The sequence below is a fragment of the Treponema saccharophilum DSM 2985 genome (assembly GCF_000255555.1).
In the GTDB taxonomy this organism is placed as follows: Bacteria; Spirochaetota; Spirochaetia; order Treponematales; family Treponemataceae; genus Treponema_D; species Treponema_D saccharophilum.
The window spans coordinates 95374-117577 of the sequence record NZ_AGRW01000052.1; the positions used below are offsets into that span (position 1 = coordinate 95374).

General features: G+C 54.6%; 16 protein-coding genes and 1 pseudogene. 6 read left to right on the plus strand and 11 right to left on the minus strand.

Features of this window, described 5'->3' with window-relative positions; translation table 11 throughout:
• Positions 1–263: 263 nt before the first annotated feature.
• Positions 264–338: pseudogene (locus tag TRESADRAFT_RS16835) on the minus strand (UvrB/UvrC motif-containing protein); the annotation flags it as partial.
• A 66-nt stretch (positions 339–404) separates the two neighbouring features.
• Complete coding sequence (gene uvrB, locus TRESADRAFT_RS11185; protein ID WP_002705787.1) at positions 405–2411, minus strand: excinuclease ABC subunit UvrB; 2007 nt, start codon at positions 2409–2411, stop codon at positions 405–407.
• Between uvrB and TRESADRAFT_RS16080 the strand changes: the two genes are divergently transcribed.
• Positions 2397–2789: a hypothetical protein gene (locus tag TRESADRAFT_RS16080; RefSeq protein WP_141607355.1), complete on the plus strand. Its 393-nt coding sequence runs from the start codon at positions 2397–2399 to the stop codon at positions 2787–2789. The genes uvrB and TRESADRAFT_RS16080 overlap by 15 nt on opposite strands.
• Before the next feature lie 8 nt (positions 2790–2797).
• On the opposite strand, the gene TRESADRAFT_RS11190 is transcribed toward TRESADRAFT_RS16080, so the two are convergent.
• The 5 genes from TRESADRAFT_RS11190 to fliS all read right to left on the minus strand — a co-directional run bounded on the left by TRESADRAFT_RS11190 (position 2798) and on the right by fliS (position 8252).
• Positions 2798–3478, minus strand: coding sequence for a hypothetical protein (locus tag TRESADRAFT_RS11190; RefSeq protein ID WP_002705789.1), 681 nt, complete (start codon positions 3476–3478; stop codon positions 2798–2800).
• Positions 3479–3580: 102 nt separating this feature from the next.
• The gene (gene fusA, locus TRESADRAFT_RS11195) at positions 3581–5665 is read right to left on the minus strand and encodes an elongation factor G (protein WP_002705791.1); all 2085 of its coding nucleotides are present in this window, start codon (positions 5663–5665) and stop codon (positions 3581–3583) included.
• 125 nt (positions 5666–5790) lie between these two features.
• Positions 5791–7230, minus strand: a complete 1440-nt coding sequence (locus tag TRESADRAFT_RS11200; protein WP_002705793.1) for a hypothetical protein — start codon at positions 7228–7230, stop codon at positions 5791–5793.
• An 83-nt stretch (positions 7231–7313) separates the two neighbouring features.
• Complete coding sequence (locus TRESADRAFT_RS11205; protein ID WP_002705795.1) at positions 7314–7790, minus strand: hypothetical protein; 477 nt, start codon at positions 7788–7790, stop codon at positions 7314–7316.
• Between the two features lie 24 nt (positions 7791–7814).
• Complete coding sequence (gene fliS / locus TRESADRAFT_RS11210; RefSeq protein WP_002705798.1) at positions 7815–8252, minus strand: flagellar export chaperone FliS; 438 nt, start codon at positions 8250–8252, stop codon at positions 7815–7817.
• A gap of 342 nt (positions 8253–8594) precedes the next feature.
• Between fliS and ftsH the strand changes: the two genes are divergently transcribed.
• The 4 genes from ftsH to TRESADRAFT_RS11230 all read left to right on the plus strand — a co-directional run bounded on the left by ftsH (position 8595) and on the right by TRESADRAFT_RS11230 (position 14047).
• Positions 8595–10772: an ATP-dependent zinc metalloprotease FtsH gene (gene ftsH, locus TRESADRAFT_RS11215; RefSeq protein ID WP_002705800.1), complete on the plus strand. Its 2178-nt coding sequence runs from the start codon at positions 8595–8597 to the stop codon at positions 10770–10772.
• A gap of 167 nt (positions 10773–10939) precedes the next feature.
• A complete protein-coding gene (locus tag TRESADRAFT_RS11220; protein ID WP_002705802.1) occupies positions 10940–11773 on the plus strand; it encodes a deoxyribonuclease IV in 834 nt (277 codons plus the stop codon).
• Position 11774: 1 nt separating this feature from the next.
• Positions 11775–12323 (plus strand): hypothetical protein, encoded by a 549-nt coding sequence (locus TRESADRAFT_RS11225; protein WP_002705803.1) that lies wholly within the window; start codon positions 11775–11777, stop codon positions 12321–12323.
• A 152-nt stretch (positions 12324–12475) separates the two neighbouring features.
• Positions 12476–14047, plus strand: a complete 1572-nt coding sequence (locus tag TRESADRAFT_RS11230) for an ATP-binding protein (protein ID WP_040842990.1) — start codon at positions 12476–12478, stop codon at positions 14045–14047.
• 253 nt (positions 14048–14300) lie between these two features.
• Here the strand turns inward: TRESADRAFT_RS11230 and TRESADRAFT_RS11240 are convergent, their stop codons facing one another.
• The 4 genes from TRESADRAFT_RS11240 to TRESADRAFT_RS11255 form a co-directional block, all read right to left on the minus strand.
• Complete coding sequence (locus TRESADRAFT_RS11240; protein WP_002705805.1) at positions 14301–15491, minus strand: HipA domain-containing protein; 1191 nt, start codon at positions 15489–15491, stop codon at positions 14301–14303.
• A gap of 263 nt (positions 15492–15754) precedes the next feature.
• Positions 15755–17137, minus strand: a complete 1383-nt coding sequence (locus tag TRESADRAFT_RS11245; protein WP_002705806.1) for a hypothetical protein — start codon at positions 17135–17137, stop codon at positions 15755–15757.
• Between the two features lie 23 nt (positions 17138–17160).
• Positions 17161–18777, minus strand: a complete 1617-nt coding sequence (locus TRESADRAFT_RS15320) for a pectate lyase family protein (protein WP_002705807.1) — start codon at positions 18775–18777, stop codon at positions 17161–17163.
• Between the two features lie 14 nt (positions 18778–18791).
• Positions 18792–19949 (minus strand): leucine-rich repeat domain-containing protein, encoded by a 1158-nt coding sequence (locus tag TRESADRAFT_RS11255; protein WP_002705808.1) that lies wholly within the window; start codon positions 19947–19949, stop codon positions 18792–18794.
• A 354-nt stretch (positions 19950–20303) separates the two neighbouring features.
• Here TRESADRAFT_RS11255 and lysS point away from each other — a divergent pair, with 354 nt between their 5' ends.
• Entirely contained in the window at positions 20304–21938 is a 1635-nt protein-coding gene (gene lysS / locus TRESADRAFT_RS11260) for a lysine--tRNA ligase (protein WP_002705809.1), read from the plus strand.
• Positions 21939–22204 lie beyond the last annotated feature (266 nt).

Consider the following 22204-nt stretch of genomic DNA (forward strand, 5'->3'; position numbering starts at 1 on the left):
GGCGACTGTCACTTTTTTCCTTTGGCTCTGTCTGGATTTTCAGTGGATACATGATTTTTAGCGTCATTTTAAGAGATTGTCACACGGATTCGAGATTCCTAACGGAATCTCTTTTGAATGAAAAACGCGGGATGAAGAATCTCTACAAGGTTGTTCATCATGACAGGCTCTAAATCAACCGTTTTTTCAGACAGAGCCTTTCCTTTCCCGTAGGTCTCCTCGATTTCTTGTATCTAACTGCCTGCGTCCATGCGGGGCGACTGTCACTTTTTCGCTTTTCCGTAGGTCTTCTCGATTTCTCGTATTTGGTCGCGGAGCGCGGCGGCTTGTTCGTACTCTGGCGCTCGGCGCGTCCGTGCGCCTCGCTGTTGAGTACGGGCTGCCCGCGTCCGTGCGGGCGACTGTCAGTTTTTGCCTTTGCCGTAGGTTTCTTCGATTTCGCGTATCTGGTCGCGAATGGCGGCGGCTTGTTCGTACTCAAGCCGGTCGGCGCAGTCGGACATTTCTTTTTTGAGCGCGTCGATGAGTTTTTTTCGCTGCTTGGCGTCGAAGAGGTTCGCGCTTTTTTTGAGGAAGCCCAGCTCCACCTCGGCGTTCTCCTCGGCGTCCTGCTGCTGCCGGACGAGGATGTCCTGCACCGCCTTCGAGACCGTGTGCGGCGTGACCCCGTGCTCCTCGTTCCACTTCTGCTGGATTTCGCGCCGTCTTTTCGTCTCGCCGACCGCCTCTTTTATCGCGGGCGTCATCACGTCCGCGTACATCACGACGGTGCCGTTCTCGTTCCTCGCCGCGCGTCCTATTATCTGGATGAGGCTCGTCGTTGAGCGGAGAAAGCCGATTTTGTCCGCGTCGAGTATTGCGATGAAGCTCACCTCGGGAAGGTCGATTCCCTCGCGGAGAAGGTTGATTCCGATGAGGACGTCGATTTCTCCGGTGCGCAGGGCTTTCAGGATTTCCACGCGCTCGAACGTGTCGATTTCCGAGTGGATGTACTTCACCTTCATGTCCAGTCCGAGCAGGTAGTCGGTCAAATCCTCCGCCATCTTCTTCGTCAGCGTCAGGATGAGGCTCCGCTCTCCCTTCTCGATTCTCGCGGCAACCTCGCGCCTGATGTCCTCCATCTGCCCCTCGCTCGGGCGCACGTCAATCAGCGGGTCCAAAAGCCCTGTCGGGCGGATTATCTGCTCGACGACCTGCGTGCTCCGCTCGATTTCCTCCTTCCTCGGCGTCGCGGTGACGTAGATTACCTGGTTGAGCTTCTTCTCGAATTCCTCGATTTTGAGCGGCCTGTTGTCGAGAGCGGATGGAAGGCGGAACCCGAAGTCGACGAGATTCTGTTTGCGGCTCCGGTCCCCTTCATACATCGCGCCGATTTGCGGGGACGTGACGTGCGCCTCGTCCATCATGCACAGAAAGTCGTCGGGAAAGTAGTGGAGGAGCGTCGCCGGCGGCTCCCCGCTTTTCCTTCCCGAAATCGGCCCCGAGTAGTTCTCGATTCCGGAGCAGTATCCCATCTCCTTCATCATCTCGATGTCGTACGTCGTCCGCGTCTTGAGCCGCTCCGCCTCGAGGATTTTTCCCTGCGCGCGGAGGACTTCCAGCCGCTCCTCAAGCTCCGCCTCAATATGCTCCGTCGCGGAGACGAGCGCGTCGTGCGGGACGACGAAGTGCTTCGCGGGGTAGAACTGCATCTCGTCCAGCTCCTCCTCGGTCTCCCGCGTCACGACGTTGAACCGCCGAATCCGCGCAACCTCGTCGAATTCCAGCTCGATTCTGTACGCGGTGTCCGTCTCCATGTACGGCGGATAGACCTCTATCACGTCGCCCCTCACGCGGAAATTTCCCCGGTCCATCGCCATGTCGTTCCTCGTGTACTGTATCGAGCAGAGGTCGCGCTCGAATTTCCTGATGTCGAGGAGCTCGCCCTTCTCGATGTGGACGCGCATTTCCTTGTACAAGTCCGGCATTCCGAGCCCGTATATGCACGACACCGTCGCCACGACAATCACGTCGCGCCGTTCCATGAGCGAGTACGTCGCCTTGAGGCGGAGCGCGTCGATTTCCTTGTTCGTCGCCGCGTCCTTCTCGATGTAGAGGTCTCGCGCGGGAACGTACGCCTCTGGCTGGTAGTAGTCGTAGTAGGAGACGAAATATTCGACCGCGTTGTCCGGGAAGAACGACTTGAACTCGCGGTAGAGCTGCGCCGAAAGCGTCTTGTTGTGGCTGATGATGAGCGTCGGGCGCTGCACCTTCTCGATTATCTTCGCCATCGTGAACGTTTTCCCGCTGCCCGTCACGCCCTTGAGCGTCTGGTAGCGGTCACCGCGGAGGAATCCCTCCGAAAGCTTTTCGATTGCCTCAGCCTGGTCGCCCGAAGGCTCGTACGGCGAGACGACATGGAATTTTCTCATGCAAAAAGTATAGGGCGGGGCGGGGGAATTCGGCAAGAAGCGGCGGCGCGCTGTTGCGGCATTGTTCAAATCCTCGGGATTGATAAACGGAGTTTCGTTGCAGCGGCTTCCTCCGTCATCGCTGTGCTGCGCGATACGAACGGCTGGATGTCAAAGTCGCGATTGCTTTCCGTGGCATTTTCATGCTTCTCCTCCTTCCGTTTTTCGGATTTTTTCCATTTCCGCCGTGAAAGCTGCACAAACGTGCTCCACAAAAAAAAGCAAACAGGCGAGCGTTTAGCGTATTTTTACGGTGGAGAATTTGTCGGAGGGAAAATCGCGCGACTTGTTTCCGCAAAAAAAACTCCGGGACAGAATCCCGGAGCCGTTCCCTTATAAAGGGGCGATTAGTTCTTCGTCAAAAGGGACGTCTTTGTCTCAAGCTTGAGGCCTGTTGAGATGTCCTTCTTGTCGTGAATCTTGAGCACGTCGAGCGCGACGCTGTCGTTCTTCTGGCTGAGGTGGACGACAGCCGCGAAATACTTCTCGAATGTGGCCGGAACCGAATCGGAGAGCTTGTCGCCGTCTGCCGTAGCAGCCGTCCAGATTGTGACTTTCTCTGCGGCAGCGTACTGCGCGACCGCGTTGATGTCGCCTTCAGTGACTTTCGTGAAGTCGATTCCGTCCATCACGACGCCCGAGACAGCGATTCCGCCGGCTTTGAGCGCGTTGAGTGTGTTGACGACCTTCGAAAGCGTGAAGTTGTCGAGGGAGAAGTTGAGAATCGTCCTCTTTGAGACGACGTCGCTCTTGAGCTCCTCGCTGTTGCCGACATTCTTCTTCTTGGAAATCTCCGTGAAAATCGTGTCGTACCAGTAGATGACGTTCGAAGAGTGGATGTCGAATGTGACGTGGATCAGCTGCTTGTCCTGAAGAAGCGTGTCCATTCCGAACTGCACCAGAACGGATGTCTTTCCGAGTCCCTTCTTGGATGTGACGAGACCGAGCTCACCTGCTTTGAGTCCGCCGTCTGTGGCAGCATCAAAAAGACGAACTGGGCTTTTCTCATAAAGATCCTGTTTTACCATACAGTAAGCTCCTTTGTTGTGCATAGAATCACAGGCGGAACGAAGCGCCCCGCCTGCATTTTTTATGAAACTCCGATAGTTCCCTTTTTGGGAGCGCCCGGGTTAGTTAGCCTTTCTCTCTTCCTGGTACTTCTTCTTAAGCTCTGAAGCGACTGCCTCCGGAACCTGACCGTACTTGAGGAATTCCATCGTGAACTCGGCTTTTCCCTGCGTTGAAGAGCGGAGAATTGTCGAGAAGCCGAACATCTCGGAAAGCGGAACCTCGGCGTTGACGACTGACATGTTGTTCTCATCGGTAGATTCGAGGATGACTCCGCGCCTCTGGTTGATAAGACCGAACATGTTTCCCTGGAATTCAGTCGGACCCTCGATGGAGACCTTCATAATCGGTTCGAGGATAACCGGCTTCGCCTTCTCGTAAGCTTCGCGGAAAGCGCCGATTGCCGCAGTCTGGAACGCGATGTCCGAAGAGTCGACCGGGTGGAACTGACCATCGTTGATGGTGCATTTTACGCCGACAACCGGAGCGCCGATGAGGGAACCCTTCTCCATTGCGCGGCGGAAGCCCTTGTCGCAAGACGGAATGTACTCGTTCGGGATTGCGCCGCCCTTGATGGCGTCAACAAACTCGTAGTCTTTGTCCGCGAGCGGCTCCATGAAGCCTGCGACGCGTCCGTACTGACCTGAACCACCAGTCTGCTTTTTGTGCGTGTAGTTGAACGGAGCCTGAACCTTGATTGACTCGCGGTAAGCTACCTTCGGCGGTGTTACTTCGACTTCGCACTTGTACTCGCGCTTCATGCGCTCGACGTAGACTGCGAGGTGGAGCTCACCCATACCCTTGATGATTGTCTCGTTCGACTCGGGGTCAAGCTCTGTCTGGAACGTCGGGTCTTCCTTCGTGAAGCGGTTGAGAGCCTTCGCGAAGTTCGCTGCCATTGACTTGTCCTTCGGCTTGATGGCCTGAGAGATAACCGGCTTCGGAACGAACATCGAAGTCATTGCGACGTTGATGCCCTCTGCGCAGAATGTATCGCCTGAAGCGCAATCAACGCCGAACAGAGCGCAGATGTCGCCCGGCTCGCCGACCTGGATATCTTCCATGGCGGCAGAGTTCATGCGGACAAGGCGTCCGACCTTGAATCTCTTCTTCGTGCGGACGTTCGTGAGCTCCGCGCCCTTGGGAAGGCGTCCCTGGTAGATGCGGATGTATGTGAGCTGTCCGAACTGTCCGTCGTCGAGCTTGAATGCCAAAGCCACGCACGGCTTGTCGGGCACGTTGAAAAGCTCAACCTGCTCCTCGTTCTTGTCGAGGTCGAGGCCGTAGTTGTGGACTTCGGTCGGGTTCGGGAGGTAGCGGAGGACGCCGTCGAGAAGCGGCTGGATACCCTTGTTGACGTGGGCAGAACCGCAGAAGACGCCGACGAACTGTTCCGCGAGCGTTCCCGCGCGGATAGCCCTGATGAGCATTTCTTCCGGAACTTCCTTTCCGTCGAGGATTGTCTCCATAAGCTCGTCATCGAAGTTCGATGCCGCGTCGAGCAGCTCCTCGCGGTACTTGTCGGCATCAGCCTTCATGTGCGCCGGAATTTCTGCATAGCGGAGGTTCTCGCCGTTGTCGCCGTCGAAGTAGATTGCCTTCATTCCGACGAGGTCTACGACACCTTCGAGTTTGTCCTCGAGTCCAATCGGAAGCTCGACCATGTGCGAGTTGAGACCGAGCTTGTCGCGGAGCTGTCCGCAAACGCGTATCGGGTTCGCGCCCTGGCGGTCGCACTTGTTGACGAACGCGATGCGGGGTACATGATACCTTTTGAGCTGGCGGTCAACGGTGATTGACTGCGACTGAACTCCCGCAACTGCGCAGAGAATCATGATGGCGCCGTCGAGAACGCGGAGCGAGCGCTCGACCTCAACAGTGAAGTCGACGTGTCCTGGGGTGTCAATCAAGTTGATAGTCGTGTCTTTCCACTGTACCTGTGTCGCTGCTGACTGGATTGTGATTCCGCGCTCGCGCTCCAGCTCCATGTTGTCCATTACAGCACCGACACCGTCCTTTCCTCGGACTTCGTGAATCTGGTGGATCTTGTTGCAGTAGAACAAGATACGCTCTGATGTAGTAGTCTTACCAGAGTCAATGTGGGCACTGATACCGATATTACGAACTTTGGTAATATCAAAAGCCATATTGTTTACCTCTCTAAAAAGATTTTCTCAATTCCGACAGATGTCTGTAGATTTCTACAAATATAAAGGAAATCCGTTCGTTTATCAACAAATTCTCAGAGAGGCGGCGCGTGCGGGCGAAAAATTCAGAACGGGAGCGTGAGCGCGAATTTCGCGTCAGCCCGAGTGCTTTTCGTCCTCGCCGAGAATGAGAGCGCGACGGTGTCCGACGAGCGCACCCCTCCGTCCTTCCATTCCGCGCTGAAGGAATTCCGCACGGAAACCGAGCGCGATTTTCCAGGGGATGCCGAGAACGACGCGGAGAATTCCGTGCTTTCGTCGCGGAATTTCGCTCCTGCCGAGAATTCGGCGCGTATCTTCTCCGAGGAAAGCTGCGCCGAGAGCGAGAACGAGTCGTACCGGTCGGGCATCGCCGATTTCGTCGTCGGGTTTCCCGAAATGAGTATGTTCGCCGCCGTGAAATCGCCCCTTAGCCCGAGCTGCCCGCGCTCCCATTCGGCGGCCGCCCGAATTTTTCCGACGCCGAGCTTCTCCGCGCTTTTCGTCGCCGCGACTTTCTCCGCGCCCATGGCGCAGAGCCCGAGCCTGATGTATGACAGCGCGCCCTTCCATCCGCCGGCTTCGAGCAGTATCTGCGGCGCGAGCGAGAGCTGCGATGTCGTCCTGACGACGGAGGAGCCTTGCCCGATGAGTGGCGCCGCCTTCGGGGACGTTCCTGCCGTCGGGATCGAGAAGAACGAGGCGTCGAGGAGAACGTTCCCGAACGCTGTCCTCCCGTCGAGCTTCATCCATGCGCACGGCGGCCCGAACGGGGACTCGTGGAGGGCAAAACGCGCGACCGCTTTGAGGACGGGCGACATGAGCGCGCATTCCGCCATCGCCGCCGCCATGAATTTCCCGTCGAACTGCGCGCCCGCCTTTTTGAGCGTCGCCGAGCCGTTCTCCACGAAAAAACGGGACGCCGTGAGCGATGCAGTGAGCGACGCGTTCTTCCGTAGTTTTGCACACGTCGAGAACGATGCCGCCGCGTCCATCTCCTCGTCGAGCATGAATTCAGCCTTCATCAGCCTGGAAGGGGACGTCGCGGAGAGCGTCGCCGAAAGCGGTTTTTGTGCCGAGGTGAGCGTCGGGAGCGCCGTTCCCGTCCCGCATTTGAGCGAGAGCGATTTCGCCAGCGGGTTCGCGATTGCGGAGGGGGTGGGGTTCCTGATTTTTGAGAGGGAGTCGGAGAATGTGTTCGTTCCTGCCTTCGCGCCGATTTTCGCGCCGGCCGCCTCCTCCTCTATGCCGAGCCCGAACCGCGGATTTCTCACGCTTTCCGCGAGTATGTCCGCCCCGTCGCCGGGAAGCGCTGTTTTCGGCACGGAAAGGAAAAGGCGCGCGTCTGCCCCGTTCCATCGGGCGCGGATTCCCGCATCGGCCTCCGCCTTGTGCGCTGGGGTGCGGGCGTTCCCGTCTGGCAGAAAATACGCGCACGACGATTTGAATTCGATGCTGCGGGAATTCTCTGGGTAAGCGGGGAAAAGAGAAGCGGCAATGAATATGAGAAGTGCTTTGTTCATCATGAACTGAAATTTCCGCGCGGGACTGCGTTTTTTTCAAAAATGCGCGGAAATTTCAGTCCATGCCGTGTTTTTGTGCGGGCTTTTCAGCCCTCTATCGAAATCATCGAGCCGGTCGGGCGCTCTGCGTATACGGAGCGCAGCCCGCGGTATGGATTCGAGGAGGCGAACGCGTTTATCTGCGATTTCAGCTCCGTCATGCGCGACTGCAGAAGCTGCCTGTTTCTTTCGTTCTGGAGCAGGACTTTCTGCTGCAGGTTGTCCAGGTCGTTCTGAATCTGCGCGATTGAGCTGTCTCCCGCGCCGGATTTCGTCTCGTAAAGCGCCTGCATCGGGACGATGACCTTCTGGAGGCTCCTGATATTGCTCACAATCTGGTTTTCCAGCGCGGTGTGCGCCTCGAGCGAGTCGGTGTCGTCCGCCTCAATCCGCTCGTGCTGTTTTTCCAGGACAATCAGGTATTCCTGAAATTTCTCGCGCTGCTGCTCGAGCAGGGTTCTGAACCGCTTGAGGATTGCGATTCTCTCCTCAAGCTCCTCCTGCGTCAAATCTTCTTTCTTCATGTTCACATCCGGACCGTCAGGCCGCTATCCTTGTATGTTGACGACGGGCTGGGCGATGTTCGTCGCTGTCGTCGTCGTCGCCGCCGTCTCCCATGCGCCCGTGAGCTGTCTCATCATGTCCAAGACGAACTGGAGCTTTTTCCTGTCCTTGTTGATGGACGCCGTCGTCAGCTCGTGGTTGAAGTAGATGTAGAGCGACATGAGGTTGTTGGAGATGTCCCCCACGTCCATGTTGAGCGACGCCTGAAGCTCGCCGATTATTTCCTGCGCCTTGAGGACGTGCTTGCCGTACTTCTCGATAAGCGGCGCCGCAATCTTCCCGTCCGCTCCGAAGCACGCGTCGGCTGCGGTCAGCTCCTTGACCGCGCCCCTGTAGAGCATGACGACGAGCGAGCCCTGGCTCGCAGTCTTTATTCCCGTGCTTTGATACGCCGCATACGGGTTCCTTGTACCGAATGGCATTTTTTCCCTCCCGAAAAATAACATAACGGAATCGCCCTGCTTTTCGCGCGGGGATTCTCATCAGCCAAGAATGAATATAGTAACCGCTCTGAATTTCGGCATAACGGCGGCCTGTCTTAAGTGCGCCCGGAAAACCGTTCCCGAGGGCGCGTTTTCCGCTCTTTCCGATAGGCGGAATTTTCTATATATTAAACCTGTCCGGAAAGTCGTGTTTCGGAACAGATTGCCGTAAAATGCGGCGTTCGGAATTGCCGAAAGTTCTTGTTTTATGGGAATGGTGTTGTTGGGATGCTGGGGCCGCAAGGTTCCATCCGTGCGCATATTTTACTTTGGAGTTGGAAATTGAGCGAAGAGAACAAAGAGGACGTTGAGAATAAAAAGACACCTGAGGTTCCGGAAAAGAAAGGCGACGGGCAGGAGGGCGAGCAGAAAAAGAGCGGCGAGCCGGACCCGTACAATTTCTTCCGGCTTTCGACCGACCCGAACGACGGCGGGAAGCCGGACGATGACGGGCCGAGGCGGCGCAGGCCGTTCCGGTTCCCGTTCTGGGGGATGCTCGTCGCCGTCGTGACCGTGCTCGCCTTCGTGAATATGTTCATAATGCAGAAGCCGAGCGAGCCGCTCATAGATTTCTCCGAATTCAGGCAGCTCATCGAGGACGGGCGCATCGTCCAGGTGGAGCTCGGCGAGAGCGTGTTCGTCGGATACGGCCCCGTCGAGGTCTCTGCCGCGGAGCCGTCTGCCCCTGCCGCGGATGATTCGGGAAAGGCTCAGGCGCAGGAAATCCTCCGCGGGCTACCGCTTTTCAGGGCGCAGCAGCGCCAGGAAATGACGAACAGGAAAGTCTACCGCACGAACGGCGTTCTCATCGCGAAGTTCATCGAGCTTCTTGACGAGAAGGGCGTGCAGTACAAGTTCGTCACGAAGCAGACGAACATAATCCTCCAAATTTTCATAAACATTCTCCCGTTCCTGATAATCCTCGCGATTTATTTCTTCATGTTCCGCAAGATGACGGGCGGGCTCGGCGGAGGAATGGGGCTGTTCGGCGCGGGCGGCTCAAAATCGAAGGCGGTGGACGAGGGAAAGGTCAAGACTCGCTTTGCCGACGTCGCGGGCGTCGATGAGGCGAAGGACGAGCTTGTCGAGGTCGTCGATTTCCTCAAGGAGCCGAAGAAATACACCGACATCGGCGGAAAGATTCCGAAGGGCGTCCTTCTCGTCGGACCGCCGGGAACGGGAAAGACGCTTCTCGCGCGCGCCGTTGCGGGCGAGGCTGGCGTTCCGTTCTTCAGCATTTCCGGCTCCGACTTCGTCGAGATGTTCGTCGGCGTCGGTGCGAGCCGCGTCCGCGATTTGTTCAAGCAGGCGCGAGAGAAGGCTCCGTGCATCGTGTTCATCGACGAGATTGACGCGCTCGGAAAAAGCCGCGTGAACGGGTTCGGCGGCGGGAACGACGAGCGCGAGCAGACGCTGAACCAGCTCCTCGTCGAGATGGACGGCTTCGAGAACGAGAAGGGGCTTATCATCCTGGCGGCGACGAACCGCGCCGACATCCTCGACCCCGCTCTCCTTCGCCCGGGGCGGTTCGACAGGCAGGTTCCGGTGGAGCGTCCCGACGTGAAGGGGCGCGAGGCAATCCTCCGCATCCACGCGAAGAACGTGAAGCTCGACGACGACGTCGATTTCGTGTCGATAGCGCACGGGACGACGGGATTTGCGGGCGCCGATTTGGCGAACGTCGTCAACGAGGCGGCGCTCCTCGCAGTTCGGAACGGAAGGCGCAAGGTGACGATGTTCGACTTCAACGAGGCAATCGACAAGGTGAGCATCGGCTTGAAGAAGAAATCGCGCAAGGACAACAAGAAGGAGATGCGCCTCGTTTCCGTGCACGAGACGGGGCACGCGCTTGTCGCCGCATTCACGCCCGACCACGAGCCGGTCAACAAGATAACGGTCGTCCCGAGAAGCCACGGCGTCGGCGGATTCACGCAGTACCGCGAGGAGGAGGAGAAGCACCTCCTCACGAGGCGCGACATGATTAACGAGGTCGACTCTCTTCTCGGCGGAAGGGCTGCGGAGGAGGTCGTTCTCGGCGACATTTCGACGGGAGCGTCCAACGACATCGCGCGCGCGACGGAGCTTGTGAAGAGCATGATTGTCGATTACGGAATGAGCGACAAATTCCGCAACATGACGCTCGGCAAGGGCGTCCTCGGAAACCGCGGCGGCGAGCCGTCGTTGGTGCGCGAATTCAGCGAGGAGACGCAGCGCTACATAGACGAGGAGATTTCCCGGATTATGAACGAGCGGTACGAATTCGTGCTGAAGATGCTTTCCGAGCGGAAGGAGCTTGTCGAGTTCATCGCGAACAGGCTCGTCGAGGTTGAGACGATGGAAGGAAAGGAATTCTACGAGATAGTGAACGGCGCGAAGCATTGCGAGGAGCTGTCGAAGAATCCGCAGCAGCCTTCCGATGCGGACAGTTCCGCAGTCTCGCTTGAGAAGCAGCCTGAATAAAAGAGAGGGCTTTGCCTGAAAAACGGTTCCCGCGCGGTGTTTTTCGTCCGCGCGGGATTTTTTTTGCCCGGAAACCGCCGTTCGCCGGTGCGTCGGGAAGCCGTTTTCCGTTCCGCTTCGGTCTGAAATCGTGTAGAATAGGGCGGTTCGTGGAAAACGGAGGTTCAATGCGCATAGGCTATCATCTTTCTTCTGCCGGCGGTTTTTTCAAAATGGGCGAGACCGCGCTCCGCTCCGGGGCGGACACGTTCGCATTCTTCACGAGGAACCCGCGCGGAGGAGCAGCGAAGGCGCTCGATTTGGACGACGCCAAAAAACTCCGCACGCTTCTTGCAGAAAATTCGTTCGCGCCCGTCGTTATCCACGCGCCGTACACCCTAAACGCGTGCTCCGACAAGGAAAGCGTGCGCGAGTACGCCCGAGAGGTTTTCGCGGACGACATCGCGCGGCTTGAGCAGGCGCTTCCGAACCAGTATTACAATTTTCATCCGGGAAGCCACATGAAGCAGGGCGTCGTAAAGGGAATCGAGCTTATTTCCGGAATGCTCAACGGGATAATCACGGAGAATCAGACGACGACAATCCTTCTCGAGACGATGGCGGGCAAGGGGAGCGAGGTCGGCTCGAAATTCAGCGAGCTCAAATCGATAATCGGCAGCGTGAAAATACCCGGGAAAATCGGGGTCTGTCTCGACACGTGCCACGTATACGACGCGGGATACGACATCGCGGGCGATATCGACGGCGTCATCCGCGAATTCGACAAGGAAATCGGGCTGGAATATCTTCGCGCCGTCCATCTCAACGACTCGAAGAACCCGTTCGGGAGCCGCAAGGACAGGCACGAGAAAATCGGGCAGGGGACGCTCGGGCTTGAAGCTTTCAGGAGAATCGTGAACCATCCCGCGCTGAAAAATCTCCCGTTCATCCTCGAGACGCCGTGGGAGACGCCGGAGGAATACGCGGAGGAGATAAAGCTCGTCCGCAGTTTGGAGGAATAGCATGTCAGAGACGATTTACGACGCTTTCAGCGAATTCTCTAAGAAATTCGCTCGTTTCAAGAAATCGGGGGAAAGCCTTCCCAAGCGGAAAAGCGAGGACGATTTCCTTCAGGACAAAATAAACGCGGGCGAGGCTGCGCGCAAGCAGGCGGTCTCGAAATCATACCGGATTTACCGCGACCCGTTCGGCGAGCTCGGAAAAACGAGCGAACGCGCGCGCGCAATTTATGACGACGAGCAGGCGCTCCTTCGCGCGTACAACCTTTTCAAGGCTGTCACCAAGGCTTCCGGCGGAAAATCGGACAAGGAGACGTTCGTCTCCTCCTTTACGATTGAGTCGCCGCTGGCAAGAAAGAGCGCGTATACGTTCGGCGGGAATTTCATCTACCTCGTCTGCCATCTCATGTTCGAGGAGGGCGTCTCCGACTTCGTGCCCGTGCTGAATGAGGAGGGCGCCTCGTACCGCCTTTCGTTCGTCCCCGCAGCGTCTTTCCGGTTCGAGCAGAAGGACGCGGATGTCATCAGAATCGTCCGCGAGACGTTCTACTGAAAATCATTCCTGCGCCGGATTTTTTTCGGCTTCCGAATCCTTGCCGGAAGAAATCTCGATCGGCTCGTGGGCGCGGGCTCCGACAGAATCCGCTTCGACAAGTCGTGCGTTTTTAATGGAACGCTTTTTCCAAACAGAATATAATTGCTTTCATGGAAGAGCGATTTTTGCCGATTGGCATTCAGGATTTTGAGGATTTGAGAAGGCGAGGCTGCGTTTATGTGGACAAGACGGCTTACGTCTACGACCTTGCCCGCGAAGGAAAAGCATATTTTTTGAGCCGTCCGCGCCGATTCGGAAAAAGCCTTTTGCTTTCCACGATGGAAGCCTATTTCTTGGGCAAAAAAGAACTGTTCCGAGGGCTTGCGCTTGAAAAACTTGAAAAAAAATGGGAAGTTTGTCCGGTCATTAAAATCAGCTTTGGCGGCGACAACTACACAGACACGGAGATTATGAAATCTTCCCTTAATTTTATTCTTTCAAAATACGAGAAAGCCTACGAGATTGAGGTTTCAGACCCGCGTCTTTCCATAAGATTGAGCAACATCATAATGACCGCCTACGAAAAGACCGGCAAGCAGGTCGCCATCATCATCGACGAGTACGACAAGCCGGTGCTCGACGCGCTCTACTCCGAATACGAGGAGAAAAACCGCGCGGAGCTTATGGCATTCTACAGTCCGCTGAAAGAACTCGACAAATACATCCGCTTTTTGTTCATCACGGGAATCACGAAAATCAGCCACATGAATATTTTCAGCGGTCTGAACCAGCTTGACGATATAAGTCTTGTGTCAAAGTATTCTTCGATTTGCGGAATTTCCGAGTCCGAGCTGAACGCGTATTTTGTGCCGGAAATCGAGGCTCTTGCAAATCGATTCGGCATGACGGTGGAGGCGGCGAAAGAGAAGCTCAAAACAATGTATGACGGCTATCATTTTTCGTTCAACGTGGAAGGCGTTTACAACCCTTTCTGCCTTTTGAAGTGCTTTTTTGACTGTGATTTCGGCTCCTACTGGTTCCAAAGCGGAACTCCGTCGATGCTCGTGAAGGCGCTGCAGAACCAGCCGCTGGAGCTTGAGACGCTCGTCAACGGGCGCGAGGTCGATGAGATTTCGTTCCGCGAGTACGACCCGAACACAAAGAACATGCTCCCTGTCATCTATCAAAGCGGCTACCTCACGATAAAAGGCTTCGACGCCGAGGACAGGATGTTCTGGCTGGACTTTCCGAACCGCGAGGTCGAGCAGTCGTTCTTGAAAATCCTTTTGGCAAAATACGTCTCAGTGCCCTACGACGACATGGGGCTTGAAATCAGCAATCTGCGGAACGCGCTCAGGAACAAGGACGTTGACCGCGTTTGCTCGATGATAAAGGCGGCGGTTTCGGACTTGCCCACAATCGTGAAGAAGGACATCTGCGAAAACTACTACGAATCAGTGACGCACTTGATGTTCCGTCTGAGCGGAATGCGCGTCGTCTCCGAGCTTCAGAACGTGAACGGACGGAGCGATGTCGTCGTCACCACAAAGGACGCGGTTTTCATTTTTGAGCTAAAAATGGACAAAGGCAAAGACGTTGATGAAGTCGCAAAGACCGCGCTCGCCCAGATTGACGAAAACGGCTATGCAGAGCGTTTCGCCGTGAGCGGCAAGCAGATGTTCAAAATCGCGCTCGTGTTCTCAAGCGACGGAAAAGGGCTTTTGCTCTGGAAGGTGAGGTAAAATCACTTTCGTTGGCAAAAGTTTCCGCAATATGGATAGCGAATTTGATAAAACAGAGGGTTCTTTATGAAAATGAAATGTCTGTTTTTCTTGTTTGCGTTTCCTGCTGCTCTGTTCGCTTCATGCGGCAGCGGAAGCTCTTCGTCGGAAAGTGGAGAATCCGCAAGCTTGTCGAATCCTGTCGTGTCAACTGGTGAAGAGTAGGGGCGGTGGCGAGCACGGCTTACGCATGAAAAAGGCTGGTTGCCGTTTTTCACGCTGTGCCGAAAATGGCGTTCTCTGTTTCCCTGACCCTCTCTTCAAGGATTTTGCAGAGGATGTCCTTTTTTTCAGACAGGTGCCTGTTCTTCTCCAGTAGATTTTCCGCCCAGGATGAAATGCCCGAGAGCGATTCGAAACGCAAGTCTCTGCAATGTTCTTTGCACTGCAATTTTTCCAATTGTTCCAGATGCCTTTTTGCGAATGGCTTTGAGCTTGCGTTTTTTGAAATGTACTCTGCCGTGTTTTTCAAGTCGAATGCGGACACGTCGTGGAAAAGCGAAGTTCCCGAGTCGAAGACAGGGGCGAGGCCTTGCCAGTCAAGAGTGGCAGCGTCCCTGACGAATCCGAAATTGTTGAAATGCCTGTCCGAATTTGCGATTATGCAGTCCACGGTGAACATTTGGCAGAGCTGCTTTTTGATGCTTTCCATGTTTTTTATCCCCACCGCCTCGCAGCATCTTAAAAAGTGCGCGTACTCCGATTCGCTTTTTTCCTTTTGCAGTGCGTTTTTGATGTGCCACGCGCTGACCAATTCCGTGTCGCCTGTGATGAAATCCTTGCAGGCGGAATAATATCGCCCGTCATGCTCCGCCACAGAATATTCCACATGGGAAACTTTCAGCCTTCTGCAGATTTCGCTTGCAATCGCTTCGTTGAAAGGTTCCTGCTGCTCCGTTCCGCTCCCGCCTTTCAGGAGCACCCGCTCGCCGTTGTCCATAATCCACTTCTTTTTGAGCCATCCGTCCGACGTGTTGTCCGGGGAAAGAAGGCTCAGGCTCGAAATGTCGGCGATGTCGAGGGTGCCGAAAAGAGCCTTCCCGACGTCGTCGGAGAAATCATTCTCGAAGAAATTGACGTCCTTCCATGTTAGAGGGCTGTCGACCGGCTTCGCCCAATATTGGTCCGAGAGACTCAACCCGAACGATTTTGCGGCGAGCTGCTCCGTCGTGATGTTGCCGAGCATTTCCAGCGCATCCCTGAGATTCTGTCGGCTTGCGGGAATCGCGCGGCTCCTCCACCATGAACGGAACTGCTGCTTTTTCGACACTCCCTTCTCAAAATCTTTGAACGCCCCGACAGGAAGGTGCTTTTCGTCCAAGATTGAAATCACATCGGAAACTTCGTCGTCTTCCATTTTGAATTCGAGGACTTGTATGTCTTTGTGGCATAGCGTGTAAACCATTCAGCGTGCGCTCCTGTGCAAAAATGATAGCGCATTTTTGGGGAAGTGTTTCTCAAAATCGAATAGAACAGACATAGTAAAACTCGGCATTCGACCTATAACATATGTTTTTTGGATTCCTTTTGGGAATGATGAGGAGGAGCGAATCATAAAAAAAAGCGGACGCTGGAATCTCTCGAATCCGGCGTCCGCTATATGAAACCTGTTCGGAGACTAGTTTGCGAACAGGCCTGTTACACAAAAATCAAACCGGCTCAATCGAATCAGAAAGAAAATCTTGTCTGAAGAAAGATTTGACCCTTTGACAACGCTCCAAGCTCGTCCTTCAAATTCGTGACAGGCGCGTTGATTCCCCACTCTCCGCGCTGCCAGCCGAGTGTGAAACAAACTTTCGGAAGCGGGATAAACGAAGCCCCGAATTCGAACGAAGTCCTGTCGGAAGCGGAAGACGGAGCTGCGTTTATGACAGTCTCGTTGAACTGGTAGGCCATTCCGTAATACGCCGAAAATTTCTCCAGCATATCGAAGCTTGTCTGGAAGGCGAAATATCTGGCGGGATTGTAGTTGCCCTTGTCGTATACAGGGTTCTCGCCATCGCGGAAATACATGAGCGCAAGAGAGGCGATTTTCTCGACGGAAGCCTTGAGTCCGGCCTGGAAATCCCAAGAAGTCGCCTCGTTGTCGCTTTCGGTGACGGTTCTCGTGTATTCCCATGCAAATCCTGGACGGACGGAGACTTTTCTTCCAAAAAGATTGGGAATGACAAGAACATCTATTCCCATGGTTGCCCCCATGTGCTGGATGAAGTGGTCATAATCGACAGCTGTTGAATCGGAATTGAGCTCGTTGAAATAGCGGCAGAGATAGAAATTCCAGTCGATGTCGACAAAGCCCAAAACAGGTTGTTTTTTTTCGGATATCTGAGCCCAAAATGTCTGTCCCGCATTGTTGTTGGCAGTGTCGTTCAAAGCAGAGCCGAAATCCAGGTCGGAGGCGAAACTCAAAGTCACAGGAAACTTCTCATCGCGGCATCCGGCATCGACTCTGAAACTCAAGCGATCTTTCGTCTTGTCGTTCTGGATGTACGTGTCGTCAATCGTCATGGCTGAAGGACAAAAATAATCGCTGTTCCAGCTCTTGTACCCGACTTTCAGCACAAGGGAGGCGACATCGATTCCGCACTCGCCCAAGACATCGCTGTAGACGTACGCATCCTTGAAATCGACTGTCGTGTCGCCGCTGCCGGCGTTTGCGGCGGCAGTGAACTTGAATCTTGCGACAGCTCCCGTGTGCTCGTCGAGTTTCGCCTTGATTCCGACAAGGCTGTCGTCCTGATTGCCGTTCTTCATGCTCACTCCGCGGTGGCTCTCGGAGATGTAGCCTGTAAAGTAGAGGTCGCCATAGACGGAAACCGAAGTGCCTTCCTCCTTATTCACGCTCACAGGCTCTGGATTTTTTTTCTCAGCGCCATTTTCATCGACAGCCCCGGCGGATTCGACAGCCTCGGATTCGACAGCCCCGACGGATTCGACGGATTCGACAGCCCCGGCGGATTCGACGGATTCGACAGATACATCAGGATTTTCCTGCGAAAAGAGTGGTGAGAGCAGCAATACCGACGCAAAAATAAAAAGTATCTTTTTCATTTTTCGAAATTCTCCGTTTTCCATTACCAAAGTGTACTTGTGAAGCTCTCTGAATAAATCGAGCCGTGGCTTACCAAAAGTTGCGCCGCTTTCAAATTCGCAGGCCTGCCCAGCTTGTAGATGTTTCCTGCGTTGGCTTTGACGTATGTTGGAACATCGGAGGGCTTCATAGAGACGTACTCGTATGGAGGCGTGTAGTCCCAGCTTTGCGCGCCGTTGTGCTTGTTGTTGTCGTAAGTGCACGTGGTTCCGTCCAATGTAGTCGGAGCGAAATCGTCACCGCTGCTGCGCGCGACAATGTTTCCCGAAGCGTCATATTTCGGGTCGCTCGTCGCCAGAACCTCAACAGCCGTTACTCCGTTCAGCCCGTTCACGCCGTGGTGCACAGGATAGACGACTTCGCCGTTGTACTTGCTGTAGTTGTCCTGAAGTTTTATGAGAGCCGGATATCCGTATTCCCATCCCCAATCTTTCTGGCTGAGGAATGAAGGAATCTCGGCGGCGAGAAAGGAAGTCTGGGAAATTTTCTTCGTGTTCAGGAAGTAGTTTCCCTCGACAAGAATTCGGGCTGCATGTCTTCCGTCAATTCCGTAAGAAGAAACATTGTCGTAGTAGTTGTTGAGGACGTGGACTGTTCCGAATCTGACCATCGGGTTTCTTTGGTGCGTTTTCTCGAACCAGTTGTACATGACGGAGACCGTCTGCTTGGAGTCGGTGTTTCCGTCGTCCGCTCCGTAGTTCCCCGAGGAATAGAGCATGTTCTTGTTCGTGTCGTCGAAGTGGTTGTAAGAAACAGTGACGTTGGTGCTTCCGCCGCCTATGTCAATCGCGCCGTCGCTGGAGACAGAATTTCCCTCAGTGTCGGTGTAGGGCTCGTCCTCGGAAATCCAGTCGGAGAAAGAGCAGTGGTCAATCAAAACGCAGTCGCTTCCCTCGATATCGATGGCATCTTTGTACGGAGCGGAGAACGAGAGATTTCGGATTATGATGTTGCTGCAACCTGATATTTTGAATCCGTAATGGACGAGCGTTGCTCCGCTCTCGCCAACTCCCTGAATGGTCACGTTCTTGAGTCCGTTCAATGTAACGATTCTTCCCGTCGCGCCAGCGCTTTCCCAGCCACTGTCGGTCGTGCAAGAGTTCTCCACATCACCTTCCAGGCAAATCAAGACCGGGTTCAAGTCTTTTCCGCCGGTAAGAACGAAGTCCGCAGTTCCGTCTTTGTTCCAGTCGCAGTTCTTGCCGTCATTGTTCAAGCACAAATCGGAAAGCTTCTTGGAATAGTTTTTGCTTCCGTTGTATTTTGCATCGGAGGACTCCAGCTGATCTCCGCCCCAATATTTTCCGTTCTTCTGGCGGTATTTCACGTCTGTCAAAACTACGTTCAAAACCTTGCAGCTTCTTTGCCCGGCGCCGTCGTTGTCGTACGTATATGGTGTGTTCGTGTCGAATTCGTTTATGTAGTACGTGTGGAAAACGTCTGCGTCGTCGCCTCCGTCCACGCCTGCGTGCGAAGCGTACCCCACGGCTTTCGCCCCTCTGTCGTACGAAACGCCAGACGGCTCTTGGCATGCCACAACGAAAACCGATGCGGCTGCAACGGCCAAACCAGTGGCTTTCAAAGCATTTGCCTTTTTCATCATATTCTCCTCACCTAGTTCCATGTAGTTGTGCATTTTCCGTTTGAGAACGTCGTAGTGGCAGTTTGCACGGCAGAGCCTTCCGAGTTCGTGCAGGTAACACCCGTGTCAGCGTAGACGTTTCCTGTTGCGGTCTTGCTTCCGGGAAGCGTAAAAGACGTCAAATGAGGGTTTCCCGTGAGCTGAATGTTCTTGAATCCTGTGTTTATGCCGCTCAAGTTGAGTTCTCCGCTTATGTTGTTCGCCTCAAGGTAGATGTTCTTGAGGTTCGAACAGGCGGACAAGTTTATCGAAGTGATTCCGCAGTTCTCCGCCATGACCTCTGCGAGGTTGGTCAATTTGTCGAACGCTCCGCTTGTCAGCGCCCCAACGTTGTTGTTGTTCGCGTAAGTCGCGGATGTCAAATCAACGGCGTAGGCCGTTTCGTTCTCGGCCTTTCCCATCACTGCGTTGTTGTTATCTCCAAGACGGTGGATTTTGAGATTTGTGAGAGCTGTCAGATTCGGAATGTGCTCAAGACCAGATTTTACAGCGCAGCCTCGTATGTCGAGGGAAACGAGATTTGGGAGTGAAGAAAGGCTCAAAGAAGAGATTTTCGAGCTTTTCGATATTGTCAGGGAAGTGATGGCTTCATGCCCTGTCAAATCAAGCTCTGAAACATTTGTATAAATGAGGTTCAGTGTCTCAAGGGATGTCAATTTTGATATGTCGATTGAGGACAGGGCGCACGCTTTGCTTTCAGAACCGACCGTGAGCGACTCAAGACCGGTGAAATAGGAAAGTTTGTCGAGCCATGAAAGTTCGTCCGTCCAAGTGTACCCGGAACCGTCTGCGGAATACCCTAAGGCAACGCCCTCATCGTATGTAAGGGCAAGCCCTGTGGAACTGTTGGTCGCCACAGACTCGTCAGCATCCGAAATCCAACCGCACACATATCCGGACAAGTCGAGCGACGAAAGCGATGCGGCCTCGTGTCCGCTCAGCTTTCCGTCGTTGTTCAGGTCGATGTTGTTCTGCAACTCCAGCGTCGCGAGCAAATCTTCCGGAAAACCTTCGATGATGGCTGAATTATCTTCGTCCAAGTCGCGGGTTGACGTGTCGCAACTGGAGAAGATACTTGCCGCAAGCATTGCGGCCAATCCCATTTTGATTTTTAACGTTTTGTTAGGCATTGTTTTCCTCCGAACGGGGATGTTAGCGTATTATAGAAGCTGTATATTGTGCTCATTTTGAAAAAAAACGATGTTCAAGGCAGAAATCCGTCTTTTTCCATTCTGTCCCAGAAAAAGCGGGCAAAATTTCGTCATGGTCCCGCATTTCTGTATTTGGCGTACACGGATTCAGAAGCAAGTTCTCAATGGCGATGGAAATCGTGTGTCCGCCGAAAATACGGACATGGCCAAATAAAAAGCCTGAAAGTTTTGCTCAGCATCCCCCGTTTCCGCTTAATTGTGAATCGTCCCGATTTTCGGTAGAATTGTGCTTCCTGCGAATCAGCAAAAAATCATTTTTTCAAGGATTTATATATGGCAGAACGAAACGAAAACGAGCTTTGCCACTGGGCGGACACCCAGGCGGCAAGAATCATCAAGGAGAAGGGCGAGCGCGACTTGTACACCTGCGCCTCTGGAATCACGCCTTCTGGAACTGTGCACATCGGAAACTTCCGCGAAATCATCACGGTGGACTTGATTGTGCGCGCTCTCCGCGACAGGGGCAAGAACGTCCGCTTCATCTATTCGTGGGACGACTACGACGTGTTCAGGAAGGTTCCGGGAAACATGCCGAACCCGGACGAGCTTGCGAAATACCTCCGCTTCCCGATTACGATGGTGCCGGACACATTCGGACGCGACGAGAACTATGCGCGCCACCACGAGAAAGACATCGAGAACCAGCTTCCGCGCGTGGGAATCCACCCGGAATTTTTGTACCAGGCTTCCCGCTACCGCGCCAACCGCTACGCCGAGGGAATGAGAATCGCTATGCAGAAGCGCGACGTCATCAAGGAGTGCCTGAACGCATACCGCGACGACGAGCACAAGATGAAGCCGGAGGACGTTTATTGGCCGGTTGCCGCATTCTGCTGCAAGTGCAACAAGGACGAGACTGAAATCATCGACTACGACGGCGAGTACGGAATCACATACAAATGCAAGGCTTGCGGACACGTGGAGAAGGGCGACCTCCGCACTTCCAAAGAGTTCAAGCTCGGCTGGCGCGTTGACTGGCCGATGAGGTGGAACGAGGAGAAGGTCTGCTTCGAGCCTGGAGGAAAGGACCACATCAGCCCGGGCGGAAGCTACGACACCGCGAAACTCGTCTCGAAGAAGCTCTACGGCTGGGACGCGCCTGTAACGATGAAGTACGATTTCGTAAAACTCAAGGGCGTTCCTGGAAAGATGTCATCTTCAAAGGGAAAAGTAATCTCCCTCGTAGATGCTCTCGAAGTCTATCAGCCGGAAGTTCTCCGCTACATTTTCGCTTCGAACAAAGTTGACCACGAATTCTCTATCTCGTTCGATTTGGACGTCCTCACAATCTACGAGGCGTACGACCGCACCGAGAGAATCGTCTGGGGCGACGAGCTTCCGAAGGAGAAGGACGAGAAGAAGAGGGAGGCCATCATCCTCCGCGAGAAGAGAATCTACGAGCTTTCGCAGATTGAGAGCGGAATGCCGAAGGTGAAGCCGTACCAGGTTCCGTTCCGCCTTTTGACGACGCTCCTTCAGACGTATTCGGGCGACATCGACGCTGTGATAGCGACGTTCAAAGATATAAAGAGCGAGCAGGTCGAGTGCCTGCGCCGCCGCCTTGTCTGCGCTTGGTACTGGATTACGTCGTGCGCGCCCGAATGCGCCGCGGACATGTGCTTCCGCATCCGCGAGGACGGCTCGAAGGCCGACGACATCGCGGGCGACATCCTCACGGCAGTGTGCCGCGTCCGCGACGAAGTCGTCCCGAACCTCGACACGTTCGCCACCGACAAGGACTGCCAGCAGGCTATGTACGCCATCGCGACCGAGCTCGGGCTTGAGGCGAAGGCTCTCTTCACCGCGCTCTACCACGCGCTCGTCGGAAAGGACCAGGGCCCGCGCCTTGCGAATTTCATGCGCATCATAGGAAAGGAGCGCCTGACGAAGATTCTGTCGGTCTATTGATGTACTGAAAAGTGAGGGAAGCCCCTTCCGCATCCGTTTCGGGGCGCGGCGGGGGCGTTTTTGAGGTGCCGCTTGCGCATTGCGATAATTCGGCACGTATAGTAAACTGGATGCCGGAAAGCGTCGTTTCGGGGGACCTGCATTTTTGCGTGCGGGTCCTTTTTTTTGTCCGGTTTCTTTGGCGATTTTGTCCCGAATTTGCGCCATTTTATGCGCATTTATCGGGGTTTTTGGGGGATTTTATACGGATAAAACCAGCGCGTTCA